The organism is Halomonas elongata DSM 2581, from assembly GCF_000196875.2.
Classification (GTDB): domain Bacteria; phylum Pseudomonadota; class Gammaproteobacteria; order Pseudomonadales; family Halomonadaceae; genus Halomonas; species Halomonas elongata.
This window is the reverse complement of sequence record NC_014532.2, coordinates 4048050-4061825: the sequence shown is the minus strand read 5'-3', so window position 1 is coordinate 4061825 and position 13776 is coordinate 4048050. Positions and strand designations below refer to the sequence as shown.

Sequence of the window (13776 nt, the reverse complement as noted above, 5' to 3'; positions counted from 1 at the left end):
AATTATCGAAGTAACGTACTGATATTTTTAAGTTATATCAGCTTATCCACAGAATGTTTCCCCAGTTATAATAACAACCGTATCAGGATATACCTTTAATTAATAATAACTGTGACCTCGATGGCCCCACCCCGGTTGACGCTGAGCGAACAGGGCAATTGCACCGAGGCCGTGAAATCACTACAATGCCCGGTCTTGAGCCGAATCCCCCCAGGTTTCCAGCGGAAACCGGGCGCCTCTGAAAAGTTATCGATCCGTTCCAAAAAACCACGTGGGAATAATCAGTTATGAAACGCACTTTCCAACCCAGCGTACTCAAGCGCAAGCGCGCACATGGCTTCCGCGCTCGCATGGCCACCAAGAATGGTCGTGCCGTCCTGGCGCGTCGTCGCGCCAAGGGCCGCAAGCGTCTGAGCGCCTGATCGCGAACGCGTGTCCTATCAGGGCTTCCCTCGGCGGCTGCGCCTACTGACCGCCGAGGACTATCGACGCGTCTTCGATACGGCGGCTTTCAAGCTTCACGGCAAGGGATTGATGGCCCTGGCCTCGCCCAACGAATTGGGCCACCCTCGTCTCGGCCTCATCTTCAGCAAGAAGAACGTCCGTCGGGCCGTTGACCGCAATCGCCTCAAGCGAATCACGCGCGAATCCATTCGGCTTCGCCAGCATCGACTCCCCGCCGTGGACATCGTGTTACTCGCCCGGCGTGGCGTACAGGAGCTGGACAATGAGGTTGTCCATCGCCAATTACATGGCATGTGGCGCCGCCTGGAGCGCGAAGCGCAGAAGACCTCCGGCCGCCCCACTACCGCCTCGACAGACCGTCGATGACCGGTCGGGCGCACCGTTGCCAGCGCCATCGATCGGAGTTCGGATGAGCCTGTTATCGCCTCTCGTCGCGAAGCTTGACGCCGCCCCCCCGAAAGCGGACGCTCCGCTGATGAAAGCCGGCCTGCCGATGGCAGGCTTTCGCGTATCTCGGGTGTGCGACTCACGCTGCGCCATCGGAATGTTCACCACCCATTGGGCAGACCCCTCATGGACGTAAAACGACTACTCCTGTTGATTCCCCTGGCGATACTCGCCTATCTGATCGTCGTGCAGTGGAATCAGGACTACGGCCAGGCGACCCAGGCGCCGGAGGCCCCGGCCATCACCAGCGACTCGCCAGCGTCATCCCAGGATGCCGCGGATACGGACAGTAGCGATCTGTCGGTTCCGTCCAGCGGCACCGCCAACGCCGGTAACGCTGACATGGGCAGCGCGATGCCCGGCGACAAGGCCGCCTCCAACAGCCGTGACCTGGTGGCGGTCGCTACCGACGTACTCGATATCCGCATCGACCCGCAAGGCGGCGACATCGTTTATGCGGCTCTTCCGCAGCACAAGTACGCCGAGGACACCGATCAACCGTTCGTGCTGCTTTCCGACAACGCTACACGCAGCTATGTGGCCCGCTCGGGACTCCAGTTGGAAGGTCATCAGGGGCGCATCGCCTTCACGCCCGAGAAAACCGAATACCGACTGAACGAGGGAGACGATCAGCTGCAGGTGGACCTCAGCGCCACCGTCAATGGCGTGGATGTCATCAAGCGCTTCACCTTCGATCGCGACAGCTATGCGGTGAATGTCGCCTACCTGCTGGACAACCCCAGCGAGACGCCGGTCACCGCACGCTTCGTCGGTCAGTTGGTGCGTGACAACAGCAGCGATCCTTCCTCCGGCCCGAAGATGGGCATGCGTTCCTTCCTGGGTGCGGCCTTTTCCACACCTGAAGATCGTTACCTGAAGGTCGATTTCGACGATATCCGCGACGGCAAGTTCGAGAATCGCGACGTCGAGGGTGGTTGGGTCGCCATGATCCAGCACTACTTCACGTCCGCATGGGCCCCGCCCCAGGACCAGAAGAATCTCTTCTATACCGCAACCGATTCCCAGAATCGCAACGTGGCAGCCTTCGCCGGCCCGACTCGTACCCTCGGCGCCGAAAGCAAGGCGACCCTGGCCGCCACGCTCTATGTCGGTCCCAAGATCCAGGACCGCCTGGAAGCGGTTGCCCCCAACCTCGAGCTGACCGTCGACTTCGGCTGGTTGTGGTTCATCGCCAACCCGCTGTTCTGGTTGCTCGACCACATTCAGGACGTGATCGGCAACTGGGGCTGGTCCATCGTCATCCTGACGCTGCTGGTCAAGACCGCGCTCTTGCCGCTTTCCGCCAAGGCCTACAAGTCCATGGCGCGCATGCGCAAGCTCGGCCCGGAGATGCAGCGCCTCAAGGAACAGTACGGCGACGATCGCCAGAAGATGTCCCAGGAGATGATGAAGTTCTACCAGAAGGAAAAGATCAATCCTCTGGGAGGCTGTCTGCCCATCGTGGTGCAGATGCCGGTCTTCATCGCCCTGTACTGGATGCTGCTCGAGTCGGTGGAGTTGCGCCACGCGCCCTTCATGTTCTGGATCACTGACCTGTCGGTGAAGGATCCCTACTTCGTGCTGCCGATCCTGATGGGCGCATCGATGTTCGTGCAGCAACTGCTCAATCCGACACCGCCGGACCCGACCCAGGCGAAGATCATGAAGCTGCTGCCGGTGGTCTTCACCTTCTTCTTCCTGTGGTTCCCGGCTGGCCTGGTGATCTACTGGGTGGTGAACAACATCACCTCCATCGCCCAGCAGTACTTCATCACCCGCAAGGTCGAGGCCGACCCCAACGTCGGCAAGGGCATGAAGACCAAGTAGGCCGCCCTGCTCGTCCGCTTCGCCAGACCCCCGCCCTTGCGGGGGTCTGGCGTTTGGGGCCTGCGACATCGACAATGTCGTCGACTCACTCGAGGAATCACCGATGGCCGAACGCCTCTACGCACAGGACACCATTGCCGCTCTGGCGACGCCGCCCGGACAGGGCGGTGTCGGCATCATCCGCGTCTCGGGCTCTGCCAGCCGCTCGATCGCCGAAAGCATGCTGGGCCACTGCCCTCCTCCACGGCAAGCCTTCTATGGCCCTTTCCGGGGCGAGAATGGCATGCTCGACGAAGGCATCGCGCTGTTCTTCGAGGGACCCAACTCCTTCACCGGCGAGGACGTGCTCGAACTTCAGGGACACGGCGGCACGGTGATCATGGACCTGCTGCTGGAACACTGCGTGCAGCTGGGGGCAAGGCTGGCCAGGCCCGGCGAGTTCTCCGAGCGCGCCTTCCTCAATGACAAGCTGGATCTGGCCCAGGCCGAGGCCATCGCCGACCTGATCGAGGCAAGCTCCCGGGGTGCTGCCGAGAATGCCCTGCGCTCGCTGCAGGGCGAATTCTCGAAGCGCGTCGAGGCACTGGTCCAGGAACTCATCGAGCTGCGCATGTACGTCGAGGCGGCCATCGACTTTCCCGAGGAGGAGATCGACTTTCTCGCCGATGGCCATGTCGCCGGCAAGCTCGCGTCGATTCGCGCCAGACTGGCCGACGTCCGCGACAGCGCCGGCCAGGGAGCGCTAATGCGCGAAGGCATGAGCGTGGTGATCGCCGGGCGGCCCAATGCCGGCAAGTCGAGCCTGCTCAACGCCCTCACCGAGCAGGACACCGCCATCGTCACCGAAATCGAAGGCACCACCCGTGACGTGCTGCGCGAGCACATCCACCTGGATGGCATGCCATTGCACGTGATCGATACCGCCGGACTGCGCGATACTCCTGATGCGGTGGAAAAGATCGGCGTCGCCAGGGCCTGGTCGGAAATCGAGAAGGCCGATCGCGTGCTGTTGATGGTCGATGCCACCACCACCGATGCCCTGGATCCCATGAGCATCTGGCCCGAGTTCGTCCAGCGTCTCGCCGATCCGAGTCGCCTCACCCTGGTGCGCAACAAGGTCGATACCAGCCAGGAACCGCCGGGGCTCGATTTATCCACAGCCACTCCGATCGTCCGGCTCTCGGCCAAGACCGGTCAGGGTGTGGATAATTTGAAGGAGCACCTGAAGGACATCATGGGCTTCTCGACGACCACCGAAGGACGCTTCTCGGCACGCCGCCGCCACCTGGATGCCCTGGACCGCGCTGCCACGGCTCTCGAGAACGGCGATGCCCAGCTCTCCGGCCACGGTGCCGGCGAACTACTCGCCGAGGACCTGCGCGACGCCCAACAGGCCCTGGGGGAAATCACCGGCGAATTCAGCGCCGATGACCTTCTGGGCGAGATCTTCGGCAGCTTCTGCATCGGCAAGTAGCCACTCCCTCACCCTGCACGCTCATTCCGGTACCCACCAGTCGCCCCGGTGGCGGCTGGCGTCTCCCAGCACGGGCGCCAGTCGCGCCATGGCGTCTTCCAGGCGCCGATCCAGCCCCCAGGGCGGATTGATCACCAGCATGCCGCTGCCGTACATCCCCCGCTCACTTTGGGGCGACGCAACTCTCAGTTCGCTGCGCCAGATCTTGCGCAGCCCGCCGGCCTTGAGTGCATCGAGAAGTGCCTCGTGGCGTCCCGCGGGGAGCAGCGGATACCACACCAGCACAATGCCGTGACGCGCCTTGCGCATGGCCTCGAGCAACGTGGCGGCGACCTCGCCGTACTCCTCCTTGCGTTCATAGCTAGGATCGACCAGTACGCATAATCGAGGCGTTGCTACCGGCAGGCTCTCGATCAGCCCTGACAGGCCATCGCCATGCACCTGACGCACCCTGTCGGCCAGTTGCTGCCGACTCAGGTGCTCGTGCTCTCGAGGATGCAGTTCGAACAGCCGCAATGCATCCTGCTCACGCAGTCGCTGGGCCAGCCACCAGGGAGAACCGGGGTAGTGATCGAGCTCCGTTGGATTCTGCCGGCTCTGGGCGGCTGCCAATCCCTCGAGCCAATCCGCCAGTAGCGGGTCTTCGGCAAGGCGCCCTCGCTCCTTCCAGAGCTTTTCCGCCCCATCTCGATACTCCCCGAGCCGAAGGGTCTCCTCGGCATTCAAGGGATAACGACCACGACCGGCATGAGTATCGATATACGTAACAGAAGATACTTTACGTAATAGGTGGTCGATAATGGCGTAAAGCACCAAATGCTTGTGAACGTCGGCGAAATTGCCCGCATGATAGGCGTGCTGGTAGGAAAGCATGGTCCTGAATCCCGGAATGGGCAAGAAAGGGTGGACAAGTAAAGGCCCGCCTCCCCGAAGGGCAGGCGGGCCAACACGAGGACCTGATTTCGATCAGTTCTGCGTGATGGGCGTCAGGGTCATCTCGACACGCCGATTCTGGGCACGGCCGGCTTCGGTATCGTTGCTGGCCACCGGCTGGTTCTCGCCATAACCCTGCATGTTGAGTCGACCGGCGGACACGCCCGACTGGCTCAGGTATTGCCCCACCGCTTGTGCACGACGCTCGGAAAGGCGCTGGTTGTAGCCGGCATCGCCAGTACTGTCGGTATGGCCGGCAATGTTGATCCGGGTATCCGTATATTGGGTCAGAACATTGGAGACATCGTTCAAGGCACTGGTGGCCGCCGGTGTCAGGTCACTGGAGTCGAAACCGAAGGTGACTTCGCTCGGCATGTTGAGAACGATGTCGTTGCCCTGGCGTTCCACCCCGATACCGGTGCCCTGCATACTGCTGCGCAGCTGTTGTTCCTGGCGATCCATGTAGGCACCGATCCCGCCACCGGCGGCAGCACCGGCAGCAGCACCGATCAGGGCGCGGTCACGACGACTGGTACTGCCATCACCACTCAAGGCGCCGGCAGCGGCGCCGATCGCCGCGCCAATGGCCGCACCGGTTCCCGTCTTGTTACGTTGCGTCTGGCCGCTGTACGGATCCGTGGTGGTACAGCCGACCAGCAGAATGGCGGCCGCCAGGGGGGCGAGCGGACGAACAGACTTCATCATGGGGTAACTCCTTGTGAAAGGGATGGCGTCCTTTATGCGTCGGCTTCACTGATGATAGCCAACAGCTCATTCAAGAATAATAGACCGCGTGGCGAAGCTTGAAGCCTTTCGGGATCTTCCACCAAAAGTCCTTTTTCCCGTGCCCGTGTCAGCCGCGAGGTCATGACCTCCTGTGGATATCCGCTATGTGCACTCCAGGTCGCCATCGAGACACCATCGACGAGCCGCAGCGCATTCATGGCGAATTCCAGCGGCAGCTCATCGGCCGTCACCGCAGCACGACCGGCCACGAAGCCCCGCGGATCGTGACGCCGCCTCAGATAAGCCTCCGGTTGACGCGCCTTCCAGCGCCGTTCGATGGTCAATCCGTCGCCCGCCCGTGCACTCAACTTGCCATGGGCGCCGGCACCGATGCCCAGGTAATCGCCGAAGCGCCAGTAATTGAGATTATGGCGGGCCCCTAGACCGGGACGTGCATAGGCGGATATCTCGTAGCGCTCGAGCCCTTCGGCTTCCAGCCGTTCATGCCCCATGTCCTGAATATCCCAGAGCACCTCTTCTTCCGGCAGCGTCGGCGGCCGGGAGTGGAATTCGGTATTGGGCTCCAGAGTCAGCTGGTACCAGGAAAGGTGCTCGGGCGACAGCGCCAGCGCCCGATCCAGATCGGCCAGCGCCAGTTCGACGCTCTGGCCGGGCAGGCCATGCATGAGATCGATATTGAGGTTGTCGAATCCGGCATGCCGGGCTTCCGCGATGGCGGCCCCAGCGTCGCCCCCGCTGTGGATGCGCCCCAGGGCGGCGAGCTGATCGTCCTGAAAACTCTGGACCCCGAGCGAGAGTCGATTGATACCGGCTTCGCGATAGCCCGCGAATCGCCCGCGCTCCAGGGTGCCGGGGTTGGCCTCCAGGGTGATCTCGATATCCGAAGCCAGGGGCAGCCGAGCTTGCAGCGCTTCGAGCAATCGAAGGTAGAAGGAGGCCGACATCAGGCTCGGCGTTCCTCCTCCGATGAAGACACTGACGATCTCGCGCCCGGCGGCCAGCGGCAGGTCGGCATCGAGGTCCTCGATCAACGCCGCCAGATATTCCTCTTCGGGCAGCTCGGCACCGCGCCCCACGCCGTGGGAATTGAAATCGCAGTACGGGCACTTGCGCACGCACCAGGGCACATGGACATAGAGTGCCAGGGGCGGCAGACGGTCGATCATGGTGACCACGCAGTATCGGACAAGGCATCCACCAGGGCGTGAAGGGCGCGACCGCGATGACTCAGGCGATTCTTTTCCGAATCCGACAGCTCGGCCGCCGACATTCCCTGATCCGGCACCCAGAACAGGGGATCGTAACCGAAGCCACCCTCGCCACGCGGATGGGCGAGGATCTCGCCGTCCCAGTGTCGCTGAACGATCAACGGGACCGGGTCCTCGGCGTGGCGCAGCAGTACCAGCACGCACCAATAGCGGGCCTGGCGCTCCCCTTCGGGGACATCGCTCAACGCCTCGAGAAGATGACGATTGTTGCGTTCGTCATCCTTGGGCTCGCCGGCAAAGCGGGCGGAATAGATACCAGGATGCCCCTGCAAGGCTTCCACGGCGAGGCCGGAATCGTCGGCCAGGGCCGGGGCACCACTGACCCGACTGGCCTCGCGCGCCTTGAGCAGGGCATTCTCGACGAAGGTCAGCCCGGTTTCCTCGACCTCGTCGACGGCAAATTCCGACTGGGGCCTGACCTCGAAGCCCAGGGGAGCGAGAAGCTGATGGAATTCACGGAGCTTGCCGGCGTTACCACTGGCCAGTACCAGATGCTTGGACATGTCATGCGCTCTTGCTAACGGAATCGGGTAAAGAGGGTCAGCGACGCATTCTACGAACCACGGGGGCGGAGGGGAAATCCACGCCACCCTCGTGATGTTCGAGGTACGAGCGGCAAGCTGGCCCGCCCGCCGGATGCCGGGGCAGGGCATGCCTCAGCGGACATGCTCCTGAATCAATCCGGCCAGTGTCTCGGCGGCATTGTCGGCGGTGGTGTCGAGCCTGATCAGCAGCCGGCGTTCCTCGTCGGTGAAGTCCTCGAAGGCCTCGCGTTGCCGGGCCAGGATGGCGAGGCTTTCCTCGACGGGAACGTCCAGACGCGCGGCCCGCTTGACGATACGCCGCTCGAGGGTCGCCTCATCAGCCTCGAAGCTGATCAACAGCACCGGCAAACCCCGGCCTTCGGCCTGGTGACGCAAGAGATCGCGTTGCTCGCGCTTGAGGCAGGTACCATCGATGCAGACCGGCAATCCAGCATCCAGCAAGGAACCGGCGCATTTCGCCAGGCGTTGATAAGTCTTCTCGGTAGCATCATCGGAAAACATATCCACAGGCAGTCGAGTCTTCTCGGCCTGTGGATGAATTCCATGCAGGCGGCGTCGCTCCACATCGGAACACACCCGGATCGCCCCCAAGCGGCTCACCAGGGTACGCGTGAAACGACTCTTGCCGCTCCCGGCCACACCGATACCGATGACCAGAGGGGGAAAACGGAATTCGGTATGCCGCTCGGCGAGATCGAGATAGCGACGACAGGCACCCATGGTTTCCGCCAGCAGCGCCGGCTGCTCGTCGTCACCGGCTTCCGCTCGGCGCCGCAGGGCCCGACGGGCCCCGGAAAGGCATTCGATGACGCGGAAGACCGACAATAGACGCGTCAGCGCGTAGTCGCCGGAAATGCGCAAGTAGCCATCCAGGGCCTGATGGGCAAGCCTGGTCTCGTCACGAACTTCCAGCCCCACCAGCAGCGATGCCACGTCGGCGGCCGGGTCGAGAGGCCCCTCGGCACCGAAGCCTTCGAGATCGCGATCGATGGCATTGGCCATCAGGGCACGTCCTTCGTCGAGAAACCGACTGCGGGGATGGGCACGCGCCCAGCTTTCGGGCAACAGCAGGGCATTGCGCGAACGCAGCAAAGGATCGAGACGCGTGATGTTCTCGTCGAGCCAGCGAGCCAGGTCGGATAACCGCAGGCGATCCTCGTCACCGTTCATCAGCGACTCCAGGGCCTGTACCTCGGCCTGCATCCGCTCCCGGATGGCCCGCGGGGAGCGCGATGCGTCGTCCGTGTCATGCCCGTGTTCAGCATGCCAGGCACAGAGGGGAGGAAGCAGTGACGCCAGATCGAAGTCACTTTCCCGATGCAAGGTATCGTGGGATTGTCGCTGGCTCATTGCCTGTCTCCTAGCTGGAACGTCGTCTCAAGCCTGGCGCATCGACGCAAAGGCCGATTCGGCAGCATCGAGGGTTGCCTGGATATCCTCGGGCGCATGAGCACTGGACATGAAACCGGCCTCGAAGGCGGACGGCGCCATGTAGATGCCATGCTCCAGCATGGCGGCGAAGAACTGCCGGAAGGCATCCGCATCGCAGGCCGTGGCCTGGGCAAAGTTATCCACACGGCTCTGGCCGGTGAAGAAGATGCCGAACATGCCTCCCGCCTGCTGGGCGATCATGTCGATGCCGGCCGCCTCGGCTCTCTGACGCAGCCCGTTGCACAGCGTCTCGACCCGCTGGGAAAGAGCATCATGGAACCCCGGCTCGCGGATCTTGTTGAGCAGGGTGACGCCTGCCGCCATGGCCAGCGGGTTCCCCGCCAGGGTGCCGGCCTGATAGATCGGCCCGAGCGGCGAGATGTTTTCCATGATCGAGCGGCGCCCGCCGAAGGCGCCCACCGGCATGCCGCCGCCGACGATCTTGCCCAGGCAGGTCAGATCGGGCGTGACGCCGTAGTGGGCCTGTGCGCCGCCCATGGCGACCCGAAATCCGGTCATCACCTCATCGAAGATCAGGACGCTCTCGTGGCGGTCGCAGACCCGGCGCAATGTCTCGAGAAAGCCCGGCTGGGGGGGAATGCAATTCATGTTGCCGGCCACCGGCTCGACGATGATGCAGGCAATCTGGTCGCCGATTTCCTCGAAGCAGGTCTCCACGGCGTCGGCATCATTATAGGAAAGCGTGATGGTGTGTTCGGCCAGGGACGCCGGCACACCCGGGGAACTCGGCTCGCCATGGGTGAGGGCGCCGGAACCGGCCTTGACCAGCAGGGAGTCGGTATGGCCGTGATAGTTACCCTCGAACTTGACGATCTTGTCGCGTCCGGTATAGCCACGCGCCAGGCGAACCGCGGACATGGTGGCCTCGGTACCGGAGTTGACCATGCGAACCATCTCGATGCTGGGCATCATCTCGCAGATCAGATCGGCCATTTCGGTCTCGATGGCGGTGGGGGTACCGAAGGACAGACCGGCATCGATGCGCTCGCGCACCGCTCCCAGTACATCGGGATCAGCATGGCCGGTGATCATCGGCCCCCAGGAACCGACATAATCGATATAACGCTTGCCTTCCACATCGAATAGATAAGCGCCCTGGGCACGTTCCATGAAGACAGGGGGACGCTCCAGCCCCTTGAAGGCACGCACCGGCGAGTTGACGCCGCCGGGAATGTGTCGACAGGCCCGTTCGAAGAGCTGTGCAGATGTGGTCATGTCAACCTCTTGTCCTGTTGAAGGATAACCTTTCGATTGCCCGGAGACGCGATACCCACGGCATCCAGGCTGTGGATAAATCTCTGGATAAGCTTTTGGCGAGCAGTGATCTTACGGTGAATGTCATCGAAATTCGCTCACTTGGCCGGCCAATCATCATGCTTCCATTCTCGGTGCAGACGCCGGTAAAGACCAGTCCGATGGACCACGGTCATCCTGCTTCATGACGTCGGTAACCGCCAGAGTCGCCTCGGCAGGCACTGATCCTCGCCGGGGCACCAGCCATTTGCCAGGGCCTCCCAGGTGAAAGCCTGCGCCTGCTCGCAGGCACCGGCCAGCGATTCGCCCCGCGCCATCCGGGCCGCCAGGGCCGATGCCAGGGTGCATCCCGAGCCATGGAAGACGCCATCCAGCCGAGGCCACTCCCATTGGCGATCGCCATCCGGCGCATGCAGGGTATGCACCACGCTTTCGGACGACTCGACGCCAGGCGCCTCGGTGCCGGTGACCAGCACCGCCTGGCAGCCCAGTCGCAGCAGGCTCACCGCCCGCTGGGTCTCGTCGTGGCAATGTCCATCGGCGAGCCGCGCGAGCTCCAGGTGATTGGGCGTCAGGATATCCACAAGCGGTAGCAAGCGCGACCGGTAGGCGCTGACCAGCGTCTCGGTGGATAACTCGCGCCCCCCGCCGGCCTTGAGTACCGGATCCGCCACCACCGGCACGCCGGGACGTTGCCGCACGATCTCCACCACGGCATCCAGCGTCGCCATATCGGCCAGCAGGCCGATCTTGATGGCAGCGATCTCGATATCCACAAGCTCGACCGCCATGGCCTTGACGAGATCGGCGTCCACCGGATGGACGGCACTGACATCACGGCAATTCTGCACCGTCATGGCCGTGGGAATGGTCAGCGCCCATCCGCCGCAGGCAGCGATGGCTTCGGCATCGGCCACCAGGCCGGCTCCACCGGTGGGGTCGTGCCCACCCAGCACCAGCACCACCGGCAGGTGGGGATTGGTTGTTCGAGCGTTGGGCATCAGAACGGCTTCAATACGGCGAGGATGACGATCACCAGCAGGGCGATCACGGGCAATTCATTGAAGATACGGAAATAGCGCGAAGAACGCTGGCAGCGCTCGGCGGCGAACTGCTTGAGATAGATCAGGCAGACATGATGGTAGGCCACCAGCAAGGCCACGAGGGTGAGCTTGATGTGCATCCATCCCTGGCCGAGCCACACCGGCGCCTGATAGAGCAGTATCCCGCCGAACACCAGCACGGCGATCATCGAGGGTGTCATGATGCCGCGATAGAGCTTGCGTTCCATGGTGGCGAAGTACGCCATGGCCTGCTTCTCGTCCCGATCACGCGCCATGGCGTGATAGACGTAGAGTCGCGGCAGATAGAACATGGCGGCGAACCAGGTCACCACGGCCACGAGGTGAAGGGCCTTGATCCAGGGGTACATGTCGACTCCTCAAGTGTCGCTGAAGCGATAGTAACGTTCGATGGCATCGCGGGTGATGATACCGGAAATGCGCTTCTTACCGGGACGATGTCCATGCTCCATGTAGAGGGCATCCACGTGCTTGGTATTGAGTCGATCGAAGGCCTCGGAGAGGGTCGCCTGCAGATGGATCGGCGCCAGCTCCAGGCGCTGACCGGGAATTTCCAGCAGGTCCAGCCGACCGTCCTTGTCGATATTGTCGTTCTCATCGTGTTCCAGCATCCAGCGCGCCAGGGCCGCGGCCTTGAGGGCCAACGTCGGCTTGTCGTCCCGGGAACGTTCGATGATCACCCATTCCGGCTTGGCATCCAGCAGGGCTTTGGCCTCGGCCCGGGTCACGCGACGCGGCGTGCGCACCAGGGCACGCTCCATGACCGCCGGCACTGATACGCGGGAGAGTGCCTGCATCAGCGGCTGTTGCAAGGGATGCAGGCCATGGCGCGTGACGCTGATGAAGAAACCGTCGCAGCCACATAGCTGCCGCGACGTCAGTCCCGCCACCACCACGGCCAGCATGCCCGGCAGGATCAAGCCGGGATTATGGGTCAGCTCCAGCAACGCCATCAGCGCCGCCAGGGGCGCCTGCAACACCGCCCCCATCATCGCCGCCATGCCCAGCATGGCGTACAACTCGGGACCGGCGGCGATTTCGGGCAACAGCCATCCGCCCAACAGGCCGCACAGGGCGCCGACGGCACCGCCGGCCACCAGTATCGGCCCGATGATACTCACTGGAATGCCGCAGGCCACGGTAATCGCCGTCAGCAAGAGCTTGCCGATGGCCAGCGCCAGCAGCACGTCGAGTGGTTCCGCGTCATTCAGGATCGCCCCCAGGCTGTCGTAGCCCATTCCCTGTACCTGGGGATACCACCAGGCCACCGCTCCCACCAGCAGGCCGACCAGCACCAGGCGTGCCGGGAAGGGCAGACGTTTCATGACATTCCCCGAACGCGCCACCCGAACGAAGAGACCGGCCAACAAGCCGATCAGCAAGGCGCTGAGCACGATCCAGGGCAGATCGAAGAGCGATTCCAGCTCCACGCCGCTCAACTGGAAGGGGCGTTCGCCCCCATAGACCACCCTTGCCACCAGCGCACCGATCGTCGATGCCAGAATCACCGGCATGAACCCCGTGATGGTGTATTCCATCATCACCACTTCCATGGCGAAGATGACACCGGCAATCGGCGTATTGAACGAGGCCGAGATACCCGCGGCGGTACCGCAGGCCACCAGAACGCGCAGGCTGTTGTGCGGCAGGCGTAGCCGCTGGCCCAGCCCGCTGGACGCCGCGGCACCGAGATGAATGGCCGGTCCCTCGCGCCCGGCGGAAAGACCGCCCAGCACCGATATCAGGCCGACCCACCATTGCGTGAACCAGTTGCGCATCGGGAAGCGCCCCTGGTGGTAGGTCAGTCGTTCGATGACATGCGCCACGCCGATATGGCGTCCGGCAGGCGGTTGGCGCCATAGCCACAAGCCGATCAGGATCACCGCCAGCAACGGCAGCGAAGTCCTGAGCACGGGAGACAGCCCCTCGAACGCCTCGGGGTCGGCATCGGGCATGAAAGCCATGGCCCCGACTTCCAGCAACAGGCGAAAGCCGACCATCAAGCCGCCGGTGATCAATCCGGAGAAGACACCAAGGACGCACAGTTGAGGCAGGGCATCGACACTGGCCAACCGACGGCGAAAGCCATCTAGGGTGAAATCGAATAACGGGCGTCGCGGCAAGGTGACCTTCCTATGGACTCGAGCATTCTCTCCGGTAAAGACGATGAGCGCAGAGACGTTCCAGACAATGCTCCGACGCTGGATGGCCAACCACTGGGTAGGCCATGCCCCTCTTGTGTATCATATCCAGAGACAGAGGTCCCAGCGTCCACCATGAGG

Annotated in this window: 13 protein-coding genes; 4 read left to right on the top strand and 9 right to left on the bottom strand. The window is 63.0% G+C overall.

Annotated features, from left to right (window positions below; genetic code table 11):
- Positions 1–287 precede the first annotated feature (287 nt).
- The 4 genes from rpmH to mnmE all read left to right on the top strand — a co-directional run bounded on the left by rpmH (position 288) and on the right by mnmE (position 4213).
- On the top strand, positions 288–422 hold the full coding sequence (rpmH, locus tag HELO_RS19065; RefSeq protein WP_008959105.1) for a 50S ribosomal protein L34: 135 nt from the start codon (positions 288–290) through the stop codon (positions 420–422).
- A 10-nt stretch (positions 423–432) separates the two neighbouring features.
- Positions 433–831: a ribonuclease P protein component gene (rnpA, locus tag HELO_RS19060; protein WP_013334226.1), complete on the top strand. Its 399-nt coding sequence runs from the start codon at positions 433–435 to the stop codon at positions 829–831.
- A 207-nt stretch (positions 832–1038) separates the two neighbouring features.
- Entirely contained in the window at positions 1039–2739 is a 1701-nt protein-coding gene (gene yidC / locus HELO_RS19055; RefSeq protein ID WP_013334225.1) for a membrane protein insertase YidC, read from the top strand.
- Positions 2740–2842: 103 nt separating this feature from the next.
- Positions 2843–4213: a tRNA uridine-5-carboxymethylaminomethyl(34) synthesis GTPase MnmE gene (gene mnmE / locus HELO_RS19050; protein WP_013334224.1), complete on the top strand. Its 1371-nt coding sequence runs from the start codon at positions 2843–2845 to the stop codon at positions 4211–4213.
- 21 nt (positions 4214–4234) lie between these two features.
- Here the strand turns inward: mnmE and HELO_RS19045 are convergent, their stop codons facing one another.
- From HELO_RS19045 to HELO_RS19005, 9 genes are all read right to left on the bottom strand, one after another.
- Positions 4235–5086: a 23S rRNA (adenine(2030)-N(6))-methyltransferase RlmJ gene (locus tag HELO_RS19045; protein ID WP_013334223.1), complete on the bottom strand. Its 852-nt coding sequence runs from the start codon at positions 5084–5086 to the stop codon at positions 4235–4237.
- Positions 5087–5179: 93 nt separating this feature from the next.
- Complete coding sequence (locus HELO_RS19040) at positions 5180–5851, bottom strand: OmpA family protein (RefSeq protein WP_013334222.1); 672 nt, start codon at positions 5849–5851, stop codon at positions 5180–5182.
- A gap of 32 nt (positions 5852–5883) precedes the next feature.
- Complete coding sequence (gene hemW / locus HELO_RS19035) at positions 5884–7059, bottom strand: radical SAM family heme chaperone HemW (protein ID WP_013334221.1); 1176 nt, start codon at positions 7057–7059, stop codon at positions 5884–5886.
- Positions 7056–7664 carry an RdgB/HAM1 family non-canonical purine NTP pyrophosphatase gene (gene rdgB / locus HELO_RS19030; RefSeq protein WP_041602292.1) on the bottom strand — a complete coding sequence of 203 codons (609 nt, stop codon included), beginning with the start codon at positions 7662–7664 and terminating at the stop codon, positions 7056–7058. Before rdgB ends, hemW begins: the two co-directional genes overlap by 4 nt.
- A gap of 153 nt (positions 7665–7817) precedes the next feature.
- Positions 7818–9056: an AAA family ATPase gene (locus HELO_RS19025; protein ID WP_013334219.1), complete on the bottom strand. Its 1239-nt coding sequence runs from the start codon at positions 9054–9056 to the stop codon at positions 7818–7820.
- 27 nt (positions 9057–9083) lie between these two features.
- Positions 9084–10373, bottom strand: a complete 1290-nt coding sequence (hemL, locus tag HELO_RS19020) for a glutamate-1-semialdehyde 2,1-aminomutase (protein ID WP_013334218.1) — start codon at positions 10371–10373, stop codon at positions 9084–9086.
- A gap of 221 nt (positions 10374–10594) precedes the next feature.
- Positions 10595–11413 (bottom strand): bifunctional hydroxymethylpyrimidine kinase/phosphomethylpyrimidine kinase, encoded by an 819-nt coding sequence (thiD, locus tag HELO_RS19015; protein ID WP_013334217.1) that lies wholly within the window; start codon positions 11411–11413, stop codon positions 10595–10597.
- On the bottom strand, positions 11413–11844 hold the full coding sequence (gene hemJ / locus HELO_RS19010) for a protoporphyrinogen oxidase HemJ (RefSeq protein ID WP_013334216.1): 432 nt from the start codon (positions 11842–11844) through the stop codon (positions 11413–11415). The genes thiD and hemJ overlap by 1 nt, the downstream gene beginning before the upstream one ends.
- 9 nt (positions 11845–11853) lie before the next feature.
- Positions 11854–13617 carry a chloride channel protein gene (locus tag HELO_RS19005; RefSeq protein ID WP_013334215.1) on the bottom strand — a complete coding sequence of 588 codons (1764 nt, stop codon included), beginning with the start codon at positions 13615–13617 and terminating at the stop codon, positions 11854–11856.
- Positions 13618–13776: the final 159 nt, after the last annotated feature.

What these genes read in the sequence shown, in the direction of transcription:
- rpmH (WP_008959105.1), top strand. Translation starts at nt 288, where the DNA reads ATGAAACGCACTTTCCAACCCAGCGTACTCAAGCGCAAGCGCGCACAT.
- HELO_RS19025 (WP_013334219.1), bottom strand. Translation starts at nt 9,056, where the DNA reads ATGAGCCAGCGACAATCCCACGATACCTTGCATCGGGAAAGTGACTTC.
- thiD (WP_013334217.1), bottom strand. Translation starts at nt 11,413, where the DNA reads ATGCCCAACGCTCGAACAACCAATCCCCACCTGCCGGTGGTGCTGGTG.
- HELO_RS19040 (WP_013334222.1), bottom strand. Translation starts at nt 5,851, where the DNA reads ATGATGAAGTCTGTTCGTCCGCTCGCCCCCCTGGCGGCCGCCATTCTG.
- hemW (WP_013334221.1), bottom strand. Translation starts at nt 7,059, where the DNA reads ATGATCGACCGTCTGCCGCCCCTGGCACTCTATGTCCATGTGCCCTGG.
- HELO_RS19045 (WP_013334223.1), bottom strand. Translation starts at nt 5,086, where the DNA reads ATGCTTTCCTACCAGCACGCCTATCATGCGGGCAATTTCGCCGACGTT.
- yidC (WP_013334225.1), top strand. Translation starts at nt 1,039, where the DNA reads ATGGACGTAAAACGACTACTCCTGTTGATTCCCCTGGCGATACTCGCC.
- rdgB (WP_041602292.1), bottom strand. Translation starts at nt 7,664, where the DNA reads ATGTCCAAGCATCTGGTACTGGCCAGTGGTAACGCCGGCAAGCTCCGT.
- mnmE (WP_013334224.1), top strand. Translation starts at nt 2,843, where the DNA reads ATGGCCGAACGCCTCTACGCACAGGACACCATTGCCGCTCTGGCGACG.
- hemJ (WP_013334216.1), bottom strand. Translation starts at nt 11,844, where the DNA reads ATGTACCCCTGGATCAAGGCCCTTCACCTCGTGGCCGTGGTGACCTGG.
- hemL (WP_013334218.1), bottom strand. Translation starts at nt 10,373, where the DNA reads ATGACCACATCTGCACAGCTCTTCGAACGGGCCTGTCGACACATTCCC.